This window comes from Streptomyces sp. NPDC007095 (genome assembly GCF_040634475.1).
Classification (GTDB): Bacteria; Actinomycetota; Actinomycetes; order Streptomycetales; family Streptomycetaceae; genus Streptomyces.
On sequence record NZ_JBEYFS010000009.1, the window covers coordinates 1 to 16,373 of the forward strand.

The following is a 16,373-nucleotide window of genomic DNA, read 5'->3' on the forward strand; positions in this document are numbered from 1 at the left end:
GTAGTGGGCTTCGCGGCCGAGGAGGTAGTCGGCGTGCTCGCGTTGGGTGTGCATGGCGTCGCTGGTGACGACCACCCCGGCCAGATCGGCCATGGCGGGGCTGGCCGTATGAGCCAGCCTGACGCGGGCGAACAGAACCGGCTCCCGCGTCCGACCGGTGAGCGCCCGTACCTTCTCCTGTGCGTACTCGATGACTCCTGGCGGCATCTGCCCCTGGGTCTCCACCCGGATCTCGGGAGCCTGCTGTGGTGCCGATCGCTTCATGGCAGCCTCCTTGCGCCGTATATGCCACCGTCCGCACTTGCGCGCATTGGGCCTGCACGCACGGCCAGCGTGCCCGTCCCTGGCTGATCAACCTCCTTGCCGTGAGCAGGACATGCCGAAGCAGCCCATGCAGCGACGGGCCCGGGAGCTCGTGCTGAGAGAACCCGGCTGGGCTTCGCCGGAGTTGCTGGCGCTCTCTGGATCCCCACTCGCTGCTCAGTTGTTCCTCAGACCTGCTCACCGTGGCCCTCCCCCGGAGAGGAATACGCCGCTATGAGAGTCCAGGGCCGGGGTGCCGGGTACGACGCCCGTGACCAGCGTGGTCAGAGTGCCGGGTGCGACGCCCGTGACCAGCGTGGTCGGGGTGCCGGTGGAAGGATGGAGATGCCACGGTCGGCCCAGCCGAGGAGGTCCGATGAGGCTTCTCATTCCGGTGTTCTCGCCCGTCATGGGCACCTGGGGCGGACTGACCCGCGTCCTCGCTGTTGCCGAGGCGGCCTTGGCGGCTGGTCACGAGGTCGCATTCTGTGCCTCCGGCTACCTGGAGTCTCATCTGCGGCAGCGCGGGTACCAGGTGTTCGCCACCCCGCCCACGACGATGTTCGGCCTTCCGCCGGCTCCCTCCGGAATGCTTGAACGCCGCTCCCGGTCCCTGTCGCTGCCGGCCCGGTCCGGCCGCGACGTCGGCAACTTCTGGATGGTATTCCTGGCGTTCGGCATGGCGCGCGGCCGCTACCTGCGGCAACTTGTTGAGGCGGAGCGTCATGCGGCTGAGGTGTTCCGGGCCGAGGCGCTGTTCACCGATTACGACCCCGGTGCCTACCTGCTGGCACGGGTGACCGGCCTGCCCATCGCCACCACCTATCAGGGTGTGATGGCCCAGGGAATCGGATCCCCGCAGTGGCGCCTGATGAACCGGGCCGTCGCGTCGGCGTTGTGCGCGCATGGCCAGCCGCCTTGCCCGGTGGAGCAGCTCTTCTTCGGACCGACCGTGTTGAAGATCATCCCGTCGATACCGGAGCTGGACGGGACCGACCCTTCACGGGACGACGTCTTCTACGCCGGGCAGCTCCTCGGAGAGCTCCACCCGACAAACACCGCACCATCCCTGGTCCCCGACCCGGACCGGCGCTATATATGGGCCTACATGGGGAGCGGCGCGGTTCCCGCCGGCCGCGTTCGCCGGATCCTGGCCGAGCTGTGCGCCGCCCAGCCCGACCTGTCCTGCGTCGTGAGTGCGCAGGGCATCGGGCACCCACAACAGGTAGGACAAGTGCATGTGTTGCCGTATGTGGACCTGCAGACCCTGCTCCCGCACACCGAGTGGACGATCTGCCACGGCGGCCAGAACACCATCATCGAGTCCCTGCTCTACGGCGTGCCCCTGCTGGTATTTCCCGGGCCGATCTTCGAGCGGCGCTTCAACGCCCGCAAGGTGGCACAGGCCGGGGCAGGCTTCATGGGCGAGCGCAACGACTTCACGGTGGGATGGCTCACCACGTCCATGAAAGGGCAGCATCAGGCCAAGGCAGCATCCGAGCGGCTGGGCGACCGGATTCGCTCCTACAAAGGGGCGACCGGCGCAGTCGAGACAATGACGACAGCGTGGAGTCTGTGACCATGAACTGGCCGCCGCTCCGTTCGCCGACGGCAAGACGCTCACTTGGGCAATGGCGGCTGAAGAGGCCGGGACGCCGGGTGCCTCGTTCAATGCCGGACCTAGTGGGGAAGGTGAGCACACTCGGAGATTTTCTCAGCAGACCCAGCAACGTCCGACGCACAGCTTCATGGTGCCCGAGTGTTGGTGCGGCTGCCAACCAGCTCCACTCGTCCTAGCATGGAGCCCTGGGCAGGGAAATGGAGAAGTCACCGCAGCACCGTTGATGCCTTTCCGCGACCCTGCCGGTGCTGCAACCCCGCGGCTTCTTGAACGAGTCAGCCCTCACAGGTCCCGATGAGGCCTCTCGGCATCCTGCGAAGCACCTCATTTCCGCGGACAGCCTGGAAGGGAATATTCATGCCCCCCACACACCCACCTGACTTCGAGCACGCCATCCACAGTGCGAACATCTGGCTCAAAGCGGTGTCGGAAGCTCTGGACACGGAGGACCGCCATCTCGCCCACCGGATCCTGCGCACCTGGCTGCACACGTTCCGTGACAGGCTCACCGTCGATGTGACAGCCAACTTCGCCGCGCAACTGCCCGAACTGGTGCGGGGCGCCTACTACGACGGCTGGGACCCCAGTGTCGTACCGGTCAAGTACGACCGCCAGGGGTACGTAGACCGCTTCGTCCAGGAAGCCAAGGTCAGCGCCGAGGACGTCCCCAGGATCGCTGCCGCGGTCACCACCGTCGTACGCGAGCACGTCTCGCCCGGGCATCTGGAAGCGGCGCTCGAGCAACTCCCCCACGACATCCGCGCTTTGCTCCTCCAGCCGGCCGCCTGACAGGCGGCACGAGACAGCGCGCGTCACATTCGCCGCACGTGTGCAGCGGAGCGTCTGTCCGGACTGACGTGCCCAGGACGAGTGAAGACACTGCGGCGGCTTCTCACGAGGGAGTAGAGGCATGCTGCACCGGAGGGCCGCAGACCCTATGACGAAAGCCGTGGTGCGTGTTCGGCCTGACAGGGGATACAAGGACATCCCCGTGCAGCTCGCGGAGCACGACATCACAGCGGTCCCGGTCGACGACCAGGACCACCCGATCGGCATCGTGTCGGAGGCAGACCTGCTGCGCACCCAGCAGAGCCGGTCCGACCCGAGGGGACATCTGTCCGACGCGCACCTGCCACCAACGGAAAGCGCCAAGGCACACCCATTGAACTCAGAGGGGCTGATGACCAGCCCGGTCGTCACGGCACGCCCGCAGTGGTCGGTAGTGGAGGGGGCTCGCGCCATGGCCCACATGGCCCACCACGACGTCACACGACTGCCCGTCGTCGACAACGCCGACCGGATGGTGGGCATCATCAGCCGCGCCGACCTCATACACGTCTTCCTGCGGCGAGACGTCACGATCTACGAGGAGATCACGACCGAGGTCCTGACCCGAACCCTCGGCCTGGACCCGCCTCGATCACAGTCCAGGTCACCGACGGCCGGGTGACGCTCACCGGCTTCGTGCAGCACCGCGGCCTCATCCCCATCGCAGTACGGCTGTGCGAGAGCGCCGACGGCGTCGTCGACGTCACAAACCACCTAGCCGCCGACGCCGACGCCGACGCCGACGCCGACAACATGGAAGGCACACCAGAGCCGTAGCCCCCCTCCGTGCGCCACGCAGCCTTCCCGACAGTGCCATCCCCAGCGAACGGAAAGGTTTACAACCCACGTCGACCACAAGTCCGACTCGGAAGGAGACGGTCATGACCACCGCGCGGGACATCATGCACACCGGCGCCACCTGCATCCAGGAAAACGAGACTCTGGAGGACGCGGCGCACAGGATGAAAGAGCTGGACGTCGGCGCCCTGCCGATCTGCGGGGAGGACGACCGTCTCCACGGCATCATCACCGACCGTGACATCGTGGTGAAGTGTCTCGCCAAGGGGAAGGACCCCCGGATTATGACCGCGGGCCAGCTTGAGCAGGGCAAGCCGGTCACGATCGACGCGGACGCTGACAGCGAGCGTGTCCTCGAGGTCATGGAGGAGCACAGGATCCGGCGAGTGCCTGTCATCGAGAACCACCGTCTCGTAGGCATGATCAGCGAGGCGGACCTCGCACGCCGCCTGCCGGAAGAGCAGGTGGGCCACTTCGTCGAGGTCGTCTGCGCAGCCGTCTGAGTTTCGGGCGCAGCACACAATCTCCTGGCCGCCGTCATCACGGCGCCTCGGCCCTCTTCCAGGGGGCCACTGCGGTGACCGGGCTGAACAGTGCCATCCGCACGAGGTGACGCATTGACCTGTCGCCGACCGCCGTGGACTTCGCCGGCCGAGTGCGCCAACGCCTCCGATCCTCGTGCCGCCGACCACGTGCCCTGGCAGGTCGGACAGGCCCGTTCCTAGACTGTGAGACGTGGTCCGGCCCAACGAGGAGGTCGAGGCACTCCTGCGGGAGTACGCGGACCTCATCGCCATCACCGGAGGCGACGCGTTCAAGGCGCGCGCCTACGAAAAGGCCGCGCGCGCGATCGGCGGCTACCCCGCCGATGTCTCTCACCTGGACGTCGCGGGTCTGAAAGAAATCCCGGGCGTGGGCAAGTCGATCGCCGAGAAGGTCATAGAGTATTTCCGCACCGGCCAGGTCGCGGTGGTCGAGGAGAGGCGGGCCAGGATTCCAGCTGGGGTACGGCAGCTCATCACCATCCCCACTCTGGGCCCGAAGAAGGCGATGGCGCTTTACGAGGATCTGCACATCTCCTCGGTGAGCGAACTGACCGACGCCATCCAGGCGGAGAAGCTGCGCGACCTGAAGGGCTTCGGAGAGAAGACCGAGGAGAACATCCTGCACGGCATCGCCCTGATGCAGCGGTCAGGAGGGCGGATCCTGCTGAGCACCGCCACGGAGGCAGCCGAGGACATCGTCACGGAGCTCTCCCACATCCCGGGCTGTGAACACTGCGCATACGCCGGATCGCTGCGCCGCATGAAGGAGACCATCGGCGACATCGACATCCTCGTCGCCGCCGGACGGTCGGCGCCCTTCATGAACGCACTCACCGAACTGCCCTCCACCGCCGAGGTCATCGCACACGGCGAGAAGAAGACCTCGGTCCGTACCGTCAAGGGCGTCCAGGTGGACCTGCGCGTGGTCCGACCGGACGCGTGGGGCGCCGGGCTGCAGTACTTCACCGGCTCGAAGGCGCACAACATCCGCACCCGCACGATCGCCGTCCACCTGGGGCTGAAGCTCTCCGAGTACGGCCTGTTCGAAACCGAGGGCGGGAAGCGGGTCGCCTCCCGCTCCGAGGACGAGGTCTACGCCCGGCTCGGCCTGCCATGGATTCCGCCCGCGCTGCGCGAGGACCGAGGAGAGATCGAAGCCGGCCTGCGCGGCGAGCTGCCCGTGGTGGTGAAGGAGGACGACATCAAGGGAGACCTGCACACCCACACCGACCTCACCGACGGCCTCGCCCCGCTGGAGGAGATGGTGGCAGCGGCCGCCGAGCGGGATTATGCGTACTACGCGGTCACCGACCACGCACCGAACCTGTACATGCAGCGCATGACCGGCGAGAAGATCCTCGCCCAGCGGGAACAGATGCGGTCACTGGACGGCAGGCAGCACAGGATGCGGCTGCTGCACGGCACCGAGCTCAACATCGGCCCCGAAGGGGATGTGGACTGGCCCGACGAGTTCCTCCAGGGCTTCGACATCTGCGTGGCCTCGGTGCACTCCCACTTCAACCTCGGCCGGAAGGCGATGACCCGGCGGATCGTACGTGCCTGCGAGAACCCCCACATCAACGTCATCGGGCACCCGACCACCCGCCTGATCGGCAAACGGCCGGGCATCGACGCGGACCTCGACGAGGTGTTCGCCGCCTGCGCCCGTACCGGCACGGCCCTGGAGATCAACGCCCAGCCCGACCGCCTCGACCTGGGCGACGAGGACATCCTCCGCGCCAGGAGTCACGGGGCCAAGTTCGCCATCGCCACCGACGCCCACTCGATCCCCCAGCTCGGGTACCTCCGCTACGGCATCGGCACGGCACAACGCGGCTGGCTCACCCCGGACGAGGTGATCAACACGTGGCCGCTGCGGCGACTGCGCCGATTCCTGCGAAAGGACCGGGCGGGCTGAGGCCTTCACGCGCGTCCCGACAGGAATCGCACACCTACCACCAGGGACCTGCCACCGCTGGCCAGACCCGTTGGAGCGGGCGGCCTGGCTGCTTGGGCTCCGCACCGAGGCAATACCGAGGAGGGCACCAGAGCAGGCACGACCCAGTTGACGTCTGAACCACGGCAGACCGGTGTCCCAGAGCCCAGAGCCAATACGCATCAAGGAGGAGGACCACGCCGAACTGGCCAAACCGGCAGACACGGTGCGGCTTCGTGACGTTCAGGCACCCGACTCCGCAGGGTGATCGGGTCCTGCCGGTTCTCACTGTCCGCAGCGGCAGTCCGGACGCGTTCCGACAGCGGTTCGAAATCGTTCACCCCGGCGTCCTCCCGAACCCTCCTGACACCCGAACTGCGCGGCCGACTCACAAACGCAGGGCACCATCCCTCCGTTGATCGAGCAGCCTGCCAGTCCCTACGGAATGGGAATGCCGCGTTCCCGCTCCCTTCGACGAGGTGGCAGCCCGGGCAGTGGGGCACATCGGTGCGGCGCCTCCTGGGCCGACTCGGTGTGCCGGTGCAGACCAGCAGCGGCGGCCACGTAGTCCTGCGCCGTGAGCAGGCCGGTCAGTCGTCCGTGCGGGTCGGTGACCGGCAGCGCGTCCAGCTCTTCCTCCGCCATCACGGCTGCCGCGCGGAGCGTCGATTCCTCGGGATGGACCGTGACCGTGCGGCGCCCGTGCACGAGGTCGCGCACCCTCCGGCGGGACAGTGTCACCGCCGGGTCCGCGCAGGCGACCGCAAGCTCAGCGCGGTCCAGCACACCGGCGCAGCAGCCGTCCTGGCGGACCACCGGCAGATGACGCTGCCCGGACCGCTCGACTACCTCCCAGGCCATCAGCAGCGTCTCATCCTCGCTGATGGAGTACGGCGCCCCGTTCATCATGGCGCCCACGGAAAGCCTCTCGTCCATGGCTGCCTCCTCCTGATCAGCGCCGACCGTACCGAGGAACGTCACGGTTGGTTTCCCCCAGGACGGTCAGACGGCGGTGGTACTCGTACTCGTCCTCGTCCATCTCTCCTCGGGCGAAGCGTTCGGCGAGCGGCTGCTCGGGAGCGGGCCCCGCAGGCCGGGCGTCGGCACGATCGCTCCTTCCTCCCGGTATCGCCAAGGCGCGGTACAAGAGGACACCGAGGGTGATGATCACGGCCCAGAAGAAGATCACGCCGACGGACATGGCGAACGAGCCCCATCCGCCGACACCGTGGATGTACCAGATCATCACGGTGACTCACCTCTTCTCATCACGGTGACTCACCTCTTCGAAGTCGCCGGGAGCACAGGCCCGGTACCGCCCGGTACCTGCGGCTTTCGAAGTGCCTGCTCTTCAGGCTCGCCCCGGCCATGGAGCACGTCATGAGCCGGTGAGGCCAACACGAGGGGCCGATAGGCCCTCGTCGCCAAGAGTGGGGACGAACAGGATCTGCTGCCCGAGGGAACACGAGGACGACATGGTCATCGGTGACCGTGCCCAGGCCCCCGAGGAACGTGAGCTGCGTGGGCGGTGGCCCGCCGAACGGCCGGGCTGCAGGCCCTGGAATCGCGGTGGCCATGTTCTCGACTCCTCACCCGTGGCACCGGATTGGGGCCGGTCGGCCCTGGCGGACCGGCGGTTCCCGTGGTGTGCTGGTAGTGGCGGGAGGGACCCGTTGGAGACGCGGGGAAACGGCCGACAGCCGCGCACCGCGCAATCCGGATCCGCGAGAAGTGGATGGCCCTTCCCGTCCTGTCATGCCGTGGCCGGCCCGGTGGCTCCTCAAGCAGTGGCGATCCGGTGCCGGACGTTTTCGTCCTCGATTCGCGTGACGAGGATGTCGACGGCGGCGACGGCCGCAGATGGGGAAAGTCCCGATCCGAGTGACGTCTCGGCGGTCTCGACGGCGTATGACACGAGGCGGCCGGGAAGCCGGTTCAGCTCCGCACGCCACCTCGACGGCTTCGCCGAGTCCGCGCGGGCCGAGCGCCCTGGCCGGGCCGGTCGGCGGGCGCCCGGCGCGAGGCGGTGGATCCGGCCCGGGTGACTCGGCCGGATGTGCGCCGCAGCAGGATCACAGTCGGCACCGTGTGGTCCCACGACCTGATCAGCCGCCCTGGACCGAGGTCACATTCCGCGAGGGCGGTGCCGGGCATGAAGGGCCGCTCCAGCGCCCTCTCGCGCAGGAGGCCCCCACGCCCTGCCAGCACCTTGGTCGTGCGGGGACAGGTTGCCGACGGCGACGAACGCGATGCGCATGGACACGCTCATGGTGTCTCTCCCTCCACAGCGGGTGTTTCCAGCGTGCGGATCGGCGGACACCGGGGCCCGTGGGCCGAAGGGCCCTGGTCGGATCCGAGCGGCCCGTGGCGGCGGGGCACGGACTCGCCCACGCTGGAGGCAGGAACCATGAAGGGAGCCGGTTCGATGACCTCCGCGACCACCATGACCACGGCCTTGCCGGCCGAGTACCGCGAACGGCTGATACGCCTCGCCCGCGAAGTCTCCTTCGACGCCGGGGCCCGCCTGTTCGAGGAGGGTCGGCGCGCCGACCGCTTCTGGATCGTCCGTACCGGGACCGTCGCCCTGGACCTGCACGTGCCCGGCCGCCACCCCGCCGTCATCGAATCGCTCGGTCACGGCGAACTGGTCGGCTGGTCCTGGCACTTCCCGCCGTACACCTGGCACCTGGGCGCCGAAGCGATGAGCCCGGTGAGGGCTTGGGAGTTCGACGCCGAGACGGTCCGGGCGATGTGCGCCGAGGACCCCGAGTTCGGCCGGGCGATCGCAGTCTGGGTCGGGCGCGTGGTCGCCCAGCGGCTGCACGCCTCGCGGATCCGGCTGCTCGACCTTTACGCCCCCTACGGCAGCGGTGGCCTGACGTGACCACCCGGCCCTGCGAGGAGGACAGCATGCACAGTAGCCCCCATCGAGTAAGTGACGTGATGACGGGTGCCGTCGTCGCGGTGGGCCGCGAGGCTCTGTTCAAGGACATCGTCGAGCGCATGGAGCAGTGGAAGGTCAGTGCCCTTCCCGTGCTGGAGGGCGACGGCCGGGTGATCGGGGTGGTGTCGGAGGCCGATCTGCTGCCCAAGGAGGAGTTCCGGGACAGCGATCCGGACCGGTTCACCCAGCTGCGCCGGCTGCCCGACCTGGCCAAGGCCGGGGCGATGAACGCGGAGGAGCTCATGAGCACCCCAGCCGTCACCGTCCACTCCGACGCGACGCTCGCCGAAGCAGCCCGCATCATGGCCCTGCGCCGCGTCAAACGACTGCCCGTCGTGAACGCCGAGGGTCTGCTCGAGGGCGTCGTCAGCCGCAGGGACCTGCTCAAGGTGTTCCTGCGCCGGGACAATGATCTTGCCGACGAGATTCGCCGCGACGTGGTCGACCTCCTCTTCCCCGCTCCGGTCGAGCCCGTGCACATCATGGTCACCGAGGGCGTCGCGACGCTGACCGGACGAGTGTCGGACGCCACCCGTATTCCTCTCGCCGTCCGCCTCGTGCGGGGCGTCGAGGGCGTGGTGGACGTGGACTGCCGACTCACCGCGGCCGATGAGTAGTTGCCCTCGCCAGCGTCTGCCTGCCCCCGCTCAAGCGCTCAGGTTCCCCCACTGAGGTCCGGCCTGCTTCCATTCCTGACCCCATTCGGCCGTACGCCGCCGGATGAGCCTGGTGCGGACCACCCACCCCGCTGCCCAGACAGCAGCACCGGCCGCCGGGGCGACCAGCGCGCCGATCAGCCTGCCTGCAGCGTTGCGGCGGTCCCCGTGACGGGTGCGGACACCCTCCGGCCGGAGGGGTCCGTCCAGGCCGTGATCCGGGTGCCCACCGGGGCGCCCGGAATCACCTTCGCCAGGTCGGTGCGCACGTCTCCGTTCGTTGCCTTCCAGCGCACGGGGACCCATACGGGGCCGTCGTCGTATCCAGTCCCTCCGAGCGGGTCTCTCGGCGCGTCGTCGGTGAGGACGGCGGACACGGCGTGGACCTGGGCCTGCCGCGCGGCGAACGTCGCCCGGGCGCCCGCCGCGCCCGCGAGGACCCCGCCGAGAGGGGAGCAGATCCAGGTGGCGAGCACGATCCAGACCTCGACGACATCACTGTGCCGACGGAACGGGTTTCCGCCGCCCGCGCCACAGTCGTGCGGGCTTCACCGTCGTGGGAGGTGTCCGCGTCACGGTCTTCACCTCCTCTCGCCGGGCACCGCCCGCCGTCAGGCGGGGGCCGCTCGCTGTGGGTCCGGCAGGTCAGGATCGAGGTCTGGATGGCGCGGCGGGCCGGTCAGCACGCACTGCACGTCCACCACGCCTTCCACGGCTCGCGTCAGCAGGGCGGCGAGTGGGACGAGCGCGGTGTCGTGCACCCGGCCACCGAGTGTCACAACACCGTCGTGCACCTCGATCCGGACCGCTTCGGCGTGTGTACCGAAGAGACGTAGGACGATCTCGCGCTGGACCTCCTCAGCGATGTCCGCGTCGTCCCGCAGGAACACCTTCAGCAGGTCGGAGCGGCTCACGATGCCCATGAGGGCACCGTCAGGGTCAACAACCGGCAGCCTCTTGACCCTGTTGCGCGCCATGACGCGTGCGGCGTGGGCGAGAGTGGCGTCGGGTGTCAAGGTGATGGCCGGAACGGTCATCAGGTCACCGGCCGTCACCGCGCCCGCCTTGCGCACGTCGGCGGGACGCTGCACTTGCCCGGACCGGTCGAGGTCGCCTCGGCGGTACTCCTCCTTGGGCAGCATGTCGGCCTCGGAGACGACGCCGAGAACGTGTCCGGCGTCATCCAGCACAGGGAGGGCGCTGACCCGCCACTCCCGCATGGTCTTCACGATGTCCTTGAAGGCCGCTCCCGAGCGCAGCGCGACGACCCTGTGGGTCATCACGTCGTTCACGACAGTCGGTTTGCCGTCCATTGGAGTCCTCCAGAAGGCTCGGATGCCGTCTACGACACCTTCAGCCTGCGGCCCCGAACCCGTTCAAGGCATGGGCCGAGTGGCCTGTCACTCGGTCCCTGTGCGGGACCGACTGGGGTCGTTGCTCGCCTTCAGCCTCCCCGGCGCCTGCACCGCGGGCAGCGGCACCCGCCAGGCCAACAGCGCGCCACGGCCGTCGGGGCTGCTCACCTTGAGCCGACCTCCCAGCTGCTCTGCCCGCTCGGCCATGTTGCGCAGCCCACTGCGGTGGCCATCGGGTGGGATGCCCACGCCGTTGTCCGATACCGTCAGCAACACCTCGTTGCCGTCTGTTGTCAGGGCCACCTGGGCCCGGTCGGCCTGGGCGTGCCGGGCGATATTGGCGAGCGCCTCGGAGAGCACAGCCACTATGTGGTCGGCGATCTCACGCGGCACGGCGGTGTCGATCAGGCCCTCCAGGCGCACGCTGGGCGCGAAGCCCAGCAGTGGTGCTGCCTCCCCGACCGCGCCGACGACCCGGGCTCGTAGTCCGCTGCCGCCGGCGCCATCGTGTACCCGCAGCCCGAAGATCGTCGAACGGATGATCTTAATAGTCTCGTCCAGGTCGTCGACAGCCCGCAGGACCCGCTCTGAGGCCTCCGGGTGCTCGATGAAACGGCCCGCACTCTGCAGCGTCATCCCGGTGGCGAAGAGCCTCTGGATGGCCAGGTCGTGCAGGTCCCGGGCGATCCGGTCTCGATCCTGGAGCACTGCGATCTGCTCGGCGTCCTCTCGGCGTTCGGCGAGCTCCATCGCGATTGCGGCCTGGGCCGCAAAGCTCCGCAGCATCTCGGTCTCCCGCTCCAAGAACACCGACCGGCCGGACTCTCGCGCCAGCAGGACCACTCCCCGGACGCCGCCTTCACCGCTGCCGATGGGGACGGCCACGGCAGGGCCGAGTCCGTCGAAGCGCCGAGGTTCCGTGGAGATCCGCGGGTCATGGGTGACGTCGTCGCTGGCCACTGGAGCGGCGGTGGAGTACGCCAGACCCATCAGGGTTGCGTCCAGCGGCAACACCAGCCCCCGGTGTTCCTCGGCGTCCAGTCCGACAGCGATCTCCACGGCGAGCGACTTCGTATCGTCCATCGGCATCGCGACCGCCGCCAGAGCCGAGCACGAGATCTCCCGAGCGCGTTCGGCGATCAGACCCAGGGCCTCGGTGCGCTCGCTGACGGACATCAGACTGTGGGTGATCTCGGCGTTCGCGCGCAGCCAGCGCTCGCGCAGCCGGGAGTCCTCGTACAAGCGCGCGTTATCGATCGCGACGCCGGCCGCCACGGCCAGCGTGGACAGCACCGCCTCGTCCTCCTCGTCGAACTCCGCGCCGCTCCGCTTCTCAGTCAGGTACAGGTTCCCGAAAGCCTGGTCACGGACCCGGATCGGGACCCCTAGGAAGCTGCCCATCGGCGGGTGGTTGGCCGGGAATCCGTACGAGGACGGGTGCTCGGAGATCTTCGCCAGCCGCAGCGGTTCCGGATGGTCGATCAGCTCGCCCAGGATGCCGTGACCCTCCGGATAGCTACCGATCCGGGCAATCTGTTCCTCGGTCACGCCGACGGTGTGGAAGGCCGACAGGGTTCTGCCATCGGGTCCTATGACGCCCAAGGCGGCGTAGTCGGCGTCCACGAGCAACGCGGCCGCGTCCACGATGGAGTGCAGGGCCTGCTCCAGGTCCAGCTCCCGGCCGACAGTGAGCACCGCCTCCAGCAGTCTGCGCACCCGGTCCCGGGCACCGCGGGCTGCGTCGATGCGGGCCTGCAGCTCCTCCAGAAGCTCGTCGAGCTTCAGCTGCGGCAGTGAGACGCAGGGCTCCTGGGGACTTGTCACCACGCTCCTCCCGGCCCCTGACACACACGGCGGGAACCGTCGGATCTACTCCGCTTCCACCGTATCGGTCTCCAGGGCAAGACGGCACGCAATCGCGGTAGGCCGCTCCTCCGGCCAAGGCCCGGCGCACCGCAGCCGCGAGTCAGCGCTTGGGGGCCGATCGGCCCTCCCCTCGGGACAGAGAGCACCTCCCCCGATCGCCTTGTCCCGTCCGACGCTGGAGACGTACGAGATCGCAGAGCCGAGGAGAGGCGCCGACTCCGGCCGCGGAACTGCGCCATCGCGCGTGTGGGGCCGCTGACGAGCCTGCTGGCCGGTGGTGTGGCTCGCGGGCGTCGCCGCAGGGCTGGGCACGCTCCACGCGTCCGGGCTCGGTGACCGGTGTGATCACCCTTAGGCGCGTCGACACGGCCCCGCCCCACGTACGGGCGAGCACGATGGTCCACGAGGTGATGCGTCCCCTCGGCGACATCGTCACGGCCGCCCCCGAGGAACCCGTGCTCGGCCTGCTCCCCCGCCTGCAGGCGAGCCCGGTGCGCCGGGCGCCGACCCTCGACGAGGGCCGCCTCGTCGGCATCCCCACCGTCGCCGACGTCACCCGTGCCCTGGCCGGGCCGGGCACGCCCGGCCCTGACGGGCCGCACCACGGCCCACCCGCACGACCGAAGGAAACCTGATGCCGAACAACAGCCCGCCTTTCACCCCGGTAACTCCGGGCCGAGTGCAGGTGGGTACGGTGAAAGCCAGGCCTTCGAAGTCAGGGGTACGCGGCCACACCCTCATGACCGATCAGCCTGCCGATGCGGGTGGTGACGACCGTGGCCCGTCGGCCCGTCGAGGTGTTCGTCGTGTCGCTCGCCTCATGTGTCGCCCACTGCACGGGGCGCTTCCTGGAATGCCACCACGTCGAAAGCGAACCCCTCCGTGTGCTGGGGGACTTCGCTCCAGCCGACGAACGGTCGGCTAGTGTTCGGCTAGTGTCGCCTCCGCGCACCTGCGGGTCCCGTTGCCACATGAGCTGAACACGACCAGGCTCAAGGCGCTGCGTGCGGTGGCCGACCACTGCACGGTGCGGCAACTACAAGAGATTCGGGTCGAGTTCGTGTGACCTGTCTCCTCAATGGACCCGGTGAAGTGCCCTGTCCACGCCCTGCCGCAGTGGTGTTCGGCAACTCACCTCGGCATTGCCGCATAGTCCGGTGAGTACCGCGCTGCTCGTGGTGGAGGGCCGGCGCACGGGCGAGGCGCAGTTCGTCGTTCCGCCGGCTGCCGACACCCGTGATCGTCATGGCCGAGCGCTGCCGTAGTGCGTCCTACTGCTCAGAGCACCGGGTCAGCCGTGCGCCACGACGGCGACAGGGGCGGTGATGTGGTGCAGAGCCGCGTGCGTGACGTGGCCGATATGAGCACCGAGGGGGCTGGTGCGGATATGCCGGCCGACGACAGCCAGTGATGCGTCGTGTGAGGCGCTGACGAGAACCTGTCCTGCGCTGCCGCACCGGCTCGCCTCGATCACTTCGACACCCGGGAACTTCTGCCGCCAGGGACGCAGAACCTCGGTCAGGGCAGCGGCCTGCTGACGCTCGAGGGAGTCGTAGAGTTCGGCGTCGCCGGGGAAACGGTAGAAGGAGGTGGGCGGCTCGGGCCAGGCGTGCACGACGCGCAGGGACGCTCCCCGGCGCGCGGCGGCGTCGAAGGCGAACTCCAGCAGGGCGTCGTCCGGAGCATCGGTGTCGAGGCCGAGCACCACGGGGCGGAAGGGTGCCGAAGCGGAGGGCGCACCCGTCGGGTCCGTCTTGCGCTCGTCCGCGGCCTGCTCCTCCGCCCGCACGAGTACCACCGGCCGTTCGGCGCGGGCGACGACGGACAGACTCACCGAGCCGAACATGAACCCGCCGATCCCACCGAAGCCCCGCGAGCCCAGCGCCAACAGCTCTGCCGAGGCCGCCGTCTCGCACAGGATGTCGACCACGGTCCCCGTGAGCTGCTCGCTGATCACCTCGAGACCGGGGTGGCCCAAGCGCAGGCCCTCGGCGGACTCGCACGTCATCTGCTCGATCCAGTGCTCGTGGGTCCCGGAACCGTGCAGAAGGTGGGCCGTGTACTCGGGCACCGGCTCCCAGACGTGGACGACCTTCAGCGGCAGGGCGCGCAGCAGGGCTTCACGCGCCGCCCACTCGGCGGCAGCCCGGCTCTCGGGCGATCCGTCGAGGCCTACGGTGACGGTTCGGGACATGGTCTCCACCTCCCGGTTGAGGGTTCGATTCCAGCGTGATGACGCGGTCGTGGCCGAGGTCAGGGGCCACACGTCCCTGAGCGGGGGCCAACCGGCCCACAGGAGCGGCGGTGGCCCGGGGTGCACAGGGCCGCGGTGTCCCTCACCCGCTGGACGTACCGCAGTTGCTGAGCGTGCCGAATATCGGAGGCCTGAATCCGTTTTGCCGTCGCCCGCTTCTTGCCCGTCCTCCCCGGACCGTTGCCGGCCGTGGTCATCGCCACGGCGGCCGTCGTGACCTTCGGCCTCGACGGGCGCTACGGCATCGCGGTGATCGGCCCTGTGCCCTCCGGCCTGCCGGACCTCGCCCTGCCGGATCTCGCCGAGCTGCCGCGCCTGGTGCTGCTTCCCGCACGCGGTGTCCTGCTGGTCACCCACACCGACTTCATCCTCACCGCGCGAGCGCTCGCCGACCGTGCTGCCAGGACGGCCGCGCTCGACCCCGACCGGGAGTTCCTCGCCTTGGGCGCCGCTGACCTGGGCGCCGGCGTACTGCACGGCTTCCCCGTCACGAGGCCGCCAGCCGTACGGCACCGGCGGCCTCGTCGGGCGCGCGCAGTCAGGCATACTCGCTGGTCGCGGCGGCGGTGGTGCCGGCCGTCCTGCTGTTCCTCAGCCCGCTGCTGGCCCGCACGCCCGCGGTCGTGCTCGGCGCGCTCGTCGTCCATGCCGCGGTCCGCATGATCGACGTCGCGGGCTTCCGCCGGCTCGCCGGCGCCGTGAGCTGCCCTGGCGCTGGGTCGTCCGGTGGGCGTGCTCGCCCTGGACATCGTGTATGGGGTACTCGTGGCCGTAGGGCTGTCGGTGGCCGAGCTTCTGACCCGGGTGGCACGGCCGCACGACGCGGTCGAGGGGCTGGTGGCCGGGGTGGCGGGCATGCACGACGTCGACGACTACCCGCAGGCGCACACCGTCCCGGGTCTGCTCGTACCGACGACTCGCCTCTGTTCTTCGCCAACGCGGAGGACTTCCGGCGCCGGGCACTGGCCGCGGTCGACGAACAGACGGAGCCGGTTCGCTGGTTCGTTCTGAATACCGAGGCCAACGTGGAGGTCGACATCACTGCCCTGGACGCCTTGGACGACCTGCGCCGGGAGCTCTCACGTCCCGCGGCATCCTGTTCGCCCTGGCTCGGGTCAAGCAGGACTTGCCGGACGACCTGCGGGCGTGCGGCCTCGCGGACTCCGTCGGCGCCGACCGCATCCTCCCGACGCTGCCCACCGTGGTGGCCGCGTACCGGGCCTGGTGTCGCGACCGGTGAATTCTCGTGCCCGCCGACGGGAGGCCG

General features: G+C 69.1%; 17 protein-coding genes and 1 pseudogene. 10 read left to right on the plus strand and 8 right to left on the minus strand.

Annotated features, from left to right (window positions below):
• The coding region (locus tag ABZ656_RS04855) for a hypothetical protein (protein WP_360264782.1) at positions 1-264 on the minus strand (264 nt) is incomplete at its 3' end.
• Between the two features lie 448 nt (positions 265-712).
• Here ABZ656_RS04855 and ABZ656_RS04860 point away from each other — a divergent pair.
• From ABZ656_RS04860 to polX, 6 genes are all read left to right on the plus strand, one after another.
• Entirely contained in the window at positions 713-1,882 is a 1,170-nt protein-coding gene (locus ABZ656_RS04860; protein ID WP_360264598.1) for a nucleotide disphospho-sugar-binding domain-containing protein, read from the plus strand.
• A 399-nt stretch (positions 1,883-2,281) separates the two neighbouring features.
• A complete protein-coding gene (locus ABZ656_RS04865) occupies positions 2,282-2,713 on the plus strand; it encodes a DUF2267 domain-containing protein (protein ID WP_101407070.1) in 432 nt (143 codons plus the stop codon).
• Positions 2,714-2,915: 202 nt separating this feature from the next.
• Positions 2,916-3,374, plus strand: a complete 459-nt coding sequence (locus ABZ656_RS04870) for a CBS domain-containing protein (RefSeq protein WP_360264602.1) — start codon at positions 2,916-2,918, stop codon at positions 3,372-3,374.
• Positions 3,371-3,529, plus strand: a complete 159-nt coding sequence (locus ABZ656_RS04875) for a BON domain-containing protein (RefSeq protein ID WP_360264605.1) — start codon at positions 3,371-3,373, stop codon at positions 3,527-3,529. The genes ABZ656_RS04870 and ABZ656_RS04875 overlap by 4 nt, the downstream gene beginning before the upstream one ends.
• Before the next feature lie 104 nt (positions 3,530-3,633).
• Complete coding sequence (locus ABZ656_RS04880; protein WP_101407071.1) at positions 3,634-4,053, plus strand: CBS domain-containing protein; 420 nt, start codon at positions 3,634-3,636, stop codon at positions 4,051-4,053.
• 232 nt (positions 4,054-4,285) lie between these two features.
• A complete protein-coding gene (gene polX, locus ABZ656_RS04885; RefSeq protein WP_360264608.1) occupies positions 4,286-6,013 on the plus strand; it encodes a DNA polymerase/3'-5' exonuclease PolX in 1,728 nt (575 codons plus the stop codon).
• Positions 6,014-6,469: 456 nt separating this feature from the next.
• On the opposite strand, the gene ABZ656_RS04890 is transcribed toward polX, so the two are convergent.
• Together ABZ656_RS04890 and ABZ656_RS04895 are read right to left on the minus strand one after the other, a co-directional pair.
• Complete coding sequence (locus tag ABZ656_RS04890; RefSeq protein ID WP_101407073.1) at positions 6,470-6,967, minus strand: CBS domain-containing protein; 498 nt, start codon at positions 6,965-6,967, stop codon at positions 6,470-6,472.
• 16 nt (positions 6,968-6,983) lie between these two features.
• Complete coding sequence (locus ABZ656_RS04895; RefSeq protein WP_101407074.1) at positions 6,984-7,277, minus strand: hypothetical protein; 294 nt, start codon at positions 7,275-7,277, stop codon at positions 6,984-6,986.
• 1,179 nt (positions 7,278-8,456) lie between these two features.
• On the opposite strand from ABZ656_RS04895, the gene ABZ656_RS04900 reads away from it, so the two are divergent.
• Both ABZ656_RS04900 and ABZ656_RS04905 read left to right on the plus strand, forming a co-directional pair.
• On the plus strand, positions 8,457-8,915 hold the full coding sequence (locus tag ABZ656_RS04900; protein ID WP_101408386.1) for a cyclic nucleotide-binding domain-containing protein: 459 nt from the start codon (positions 8,457-8,459) through the stop codon (positions 8,913-8,915).
• Positions 8,916-8,941: 26 nt separating this feature from the next.
• On the plus strand, positions 8,942-9,592 hold the full coding sequence (locus ABZ656_RS04905) for a CBS domain-containing protein (RefSeq protein WP_360264613.1): 651 nt from the start codon (positions 8,942-8,944) through the stop codon (positions 9,590-9,592).
• Positions 9,593-9,768: 176 nt separating this feature from the next.
• Here ABZ656_RS04905 and ABZ656_RS04910 read toward each other — a convergent pair whose 3' ends face one another.
• The 3 genes from ABZ656_RS04910 to ABZ656_RS04920 form a co-directional block, all read right to left on the minus strand.
• Entirely contained in the window at positions 9,769-10,107 is a 339-nt protein-coding gene (locus ABZ656_RS04910; RefSeq protein ID WP_360264616.1) for a hypothetical protein, read from the minus strand.
• A 135-nt stretch (positions 10,108-10,242) separates the two neighbouring features.
• Positions 10,243-10,944 carry a CBS domain-containing protein gene (locus ABZ656_RS04915; protein WP_360264619.1) on the minus strand — a complete coding sequence of 234 codons (702 nt, stop codon included), beginning with the start codon at positions 10,942-10,944 and terminating at the stop codon, positions 10,243-10,245.
• Between the two features lie 87 nt (positions 10,945-11,031).
• Positions 11,032-12,810 carry a GAF domain-containing sensor histidine kinase gene (locus ABZ656_RS04920; RefSeq protein WP_101407076.1) on the minus strand — a complete coding sequence of 593 codons (1,779 nt, stop codon included), beginning with the start codon at positions 12,808-12,810 and terminating at the stop codon, positions 11,032-11,034.
• A 383-nt stretch (positions 12,811-13,193) separates the two neighbouring features.
• Between ABZ656_RS04920 and ABZ656_RS04925 the strand changes: the two genes are divergently transcribed.
• Positions 13,194-13,487 (plus strand): hypothetical protein, encoded by a 294-nt coding sequence (locus tag ABZ656_RS04925; RefSeq protein ID WP_360264623.1) that lies wholly within the window; start codon positions 13,194-13,196, stop codon positions 13,485-13,487.
• A gap of 80 nt (positions 13,488-13,567) precedes the next feature.
• Here the strand turns inward: ABZ656_RS04925 and ABZ656_RS04930 are convergent, their stop codons facing one another.
• Entirely contained in the window at positions 13,568-13,690 is a 123-nt protein-coding gene (locus ABZ656_RS04930) for a hypothetical protein (protein ID WP_360264626.1), read from the minus strand.
• Between the two features lie 453 nt (positions 13,691-14,143).
• Positions 14,144-15,046, minus strand: coding sequence for a universal stress protein (locus ABZ656_RS04935; protein WP_101407077.1), 903 nt, complete (start codon positions 15,044-15,046; stop codon positions 14,144-14,146).
• 201 nt (positions 15,047-15,247) lie between these two features.
• Between ABZ656_RS04935 and ABZ656_RS04940 the strand changes: the two are divergent.
• Positions 15,248-16,346 (plus strand): annotated as a pseudogene (locus tag ABZ656_RS04940) (SulP family inorganic anion transporter); the annotation flags it as partial.
• Positions 16,347-16,373 lie beyond the last annotated feature (27 nt).

Bases quoted from the DNA above. Each gene is read 5' to 3' on its own strand.
- ABZ656_RS04860 (WP_360264598.1), top strand. From the start codon at position 713: ATGGGCACCTGGGGCGGACTGACCCGCGTCCTCGCTGTTGCCGAGGCG.
- ABZ656_RS04865 (WP_101407070.1), top strand. From the start codon at position 2,282: ATGCCCCCCACACACCCACCTGACTTCGAGCACGCCATCCACAGTGCG.
- ABZ656_RS04880 (WP_101407071.1), top strand. From the start codon at position 3,634: ATGACCACCGCGCGGGACATCATGCACACCGGCGCCACCTGCATCCAG.
- ABZ656_RS04890 (WP_101407073.1), bottom strand. From the start codon at position 6,967: ATGGACGAGAGGCTTTCCGTGGGCGCCATGATGAACGGGGCGCCGTAC.
- ABZ656_RS04895 (WP_101407074.1), bottom strand. From the start codon at position 7,277: ATGATCTGGTACATCCACGGTGTCGGCGGATGGGGCTCGTTCGCCATG.
- ABZ656_RS04900 (WP_101408386.1), top strand. From the start codon at position 8,457: ATGACCTCCGCGACCACCATGACCACGGCCTTGCCGGCCGAGTACCGC.
- ABZ656_RS04905 (WP_360264613.1), top strand. From the start codon at position 8,942: ATGCACAGTAGCCCCCATCGAGTAAGTGACGTGATGACGGGTGCCGTC.
- ABZ656_RS04915 (WP_360264619.1), bottom strand. From the start codon at position 10,944: ATGGACGGCAAACCGACTGTCGTGAACGACGTGATGACCCACAGGGTC.
- ABZ656_RS04935 (WP_101407077.1), bottom strand. From the start codon at position 15,046: ATGTCCCGAACCGTCACCGTAGGCCTCGACGGATCGCCCGAGAGCCGG.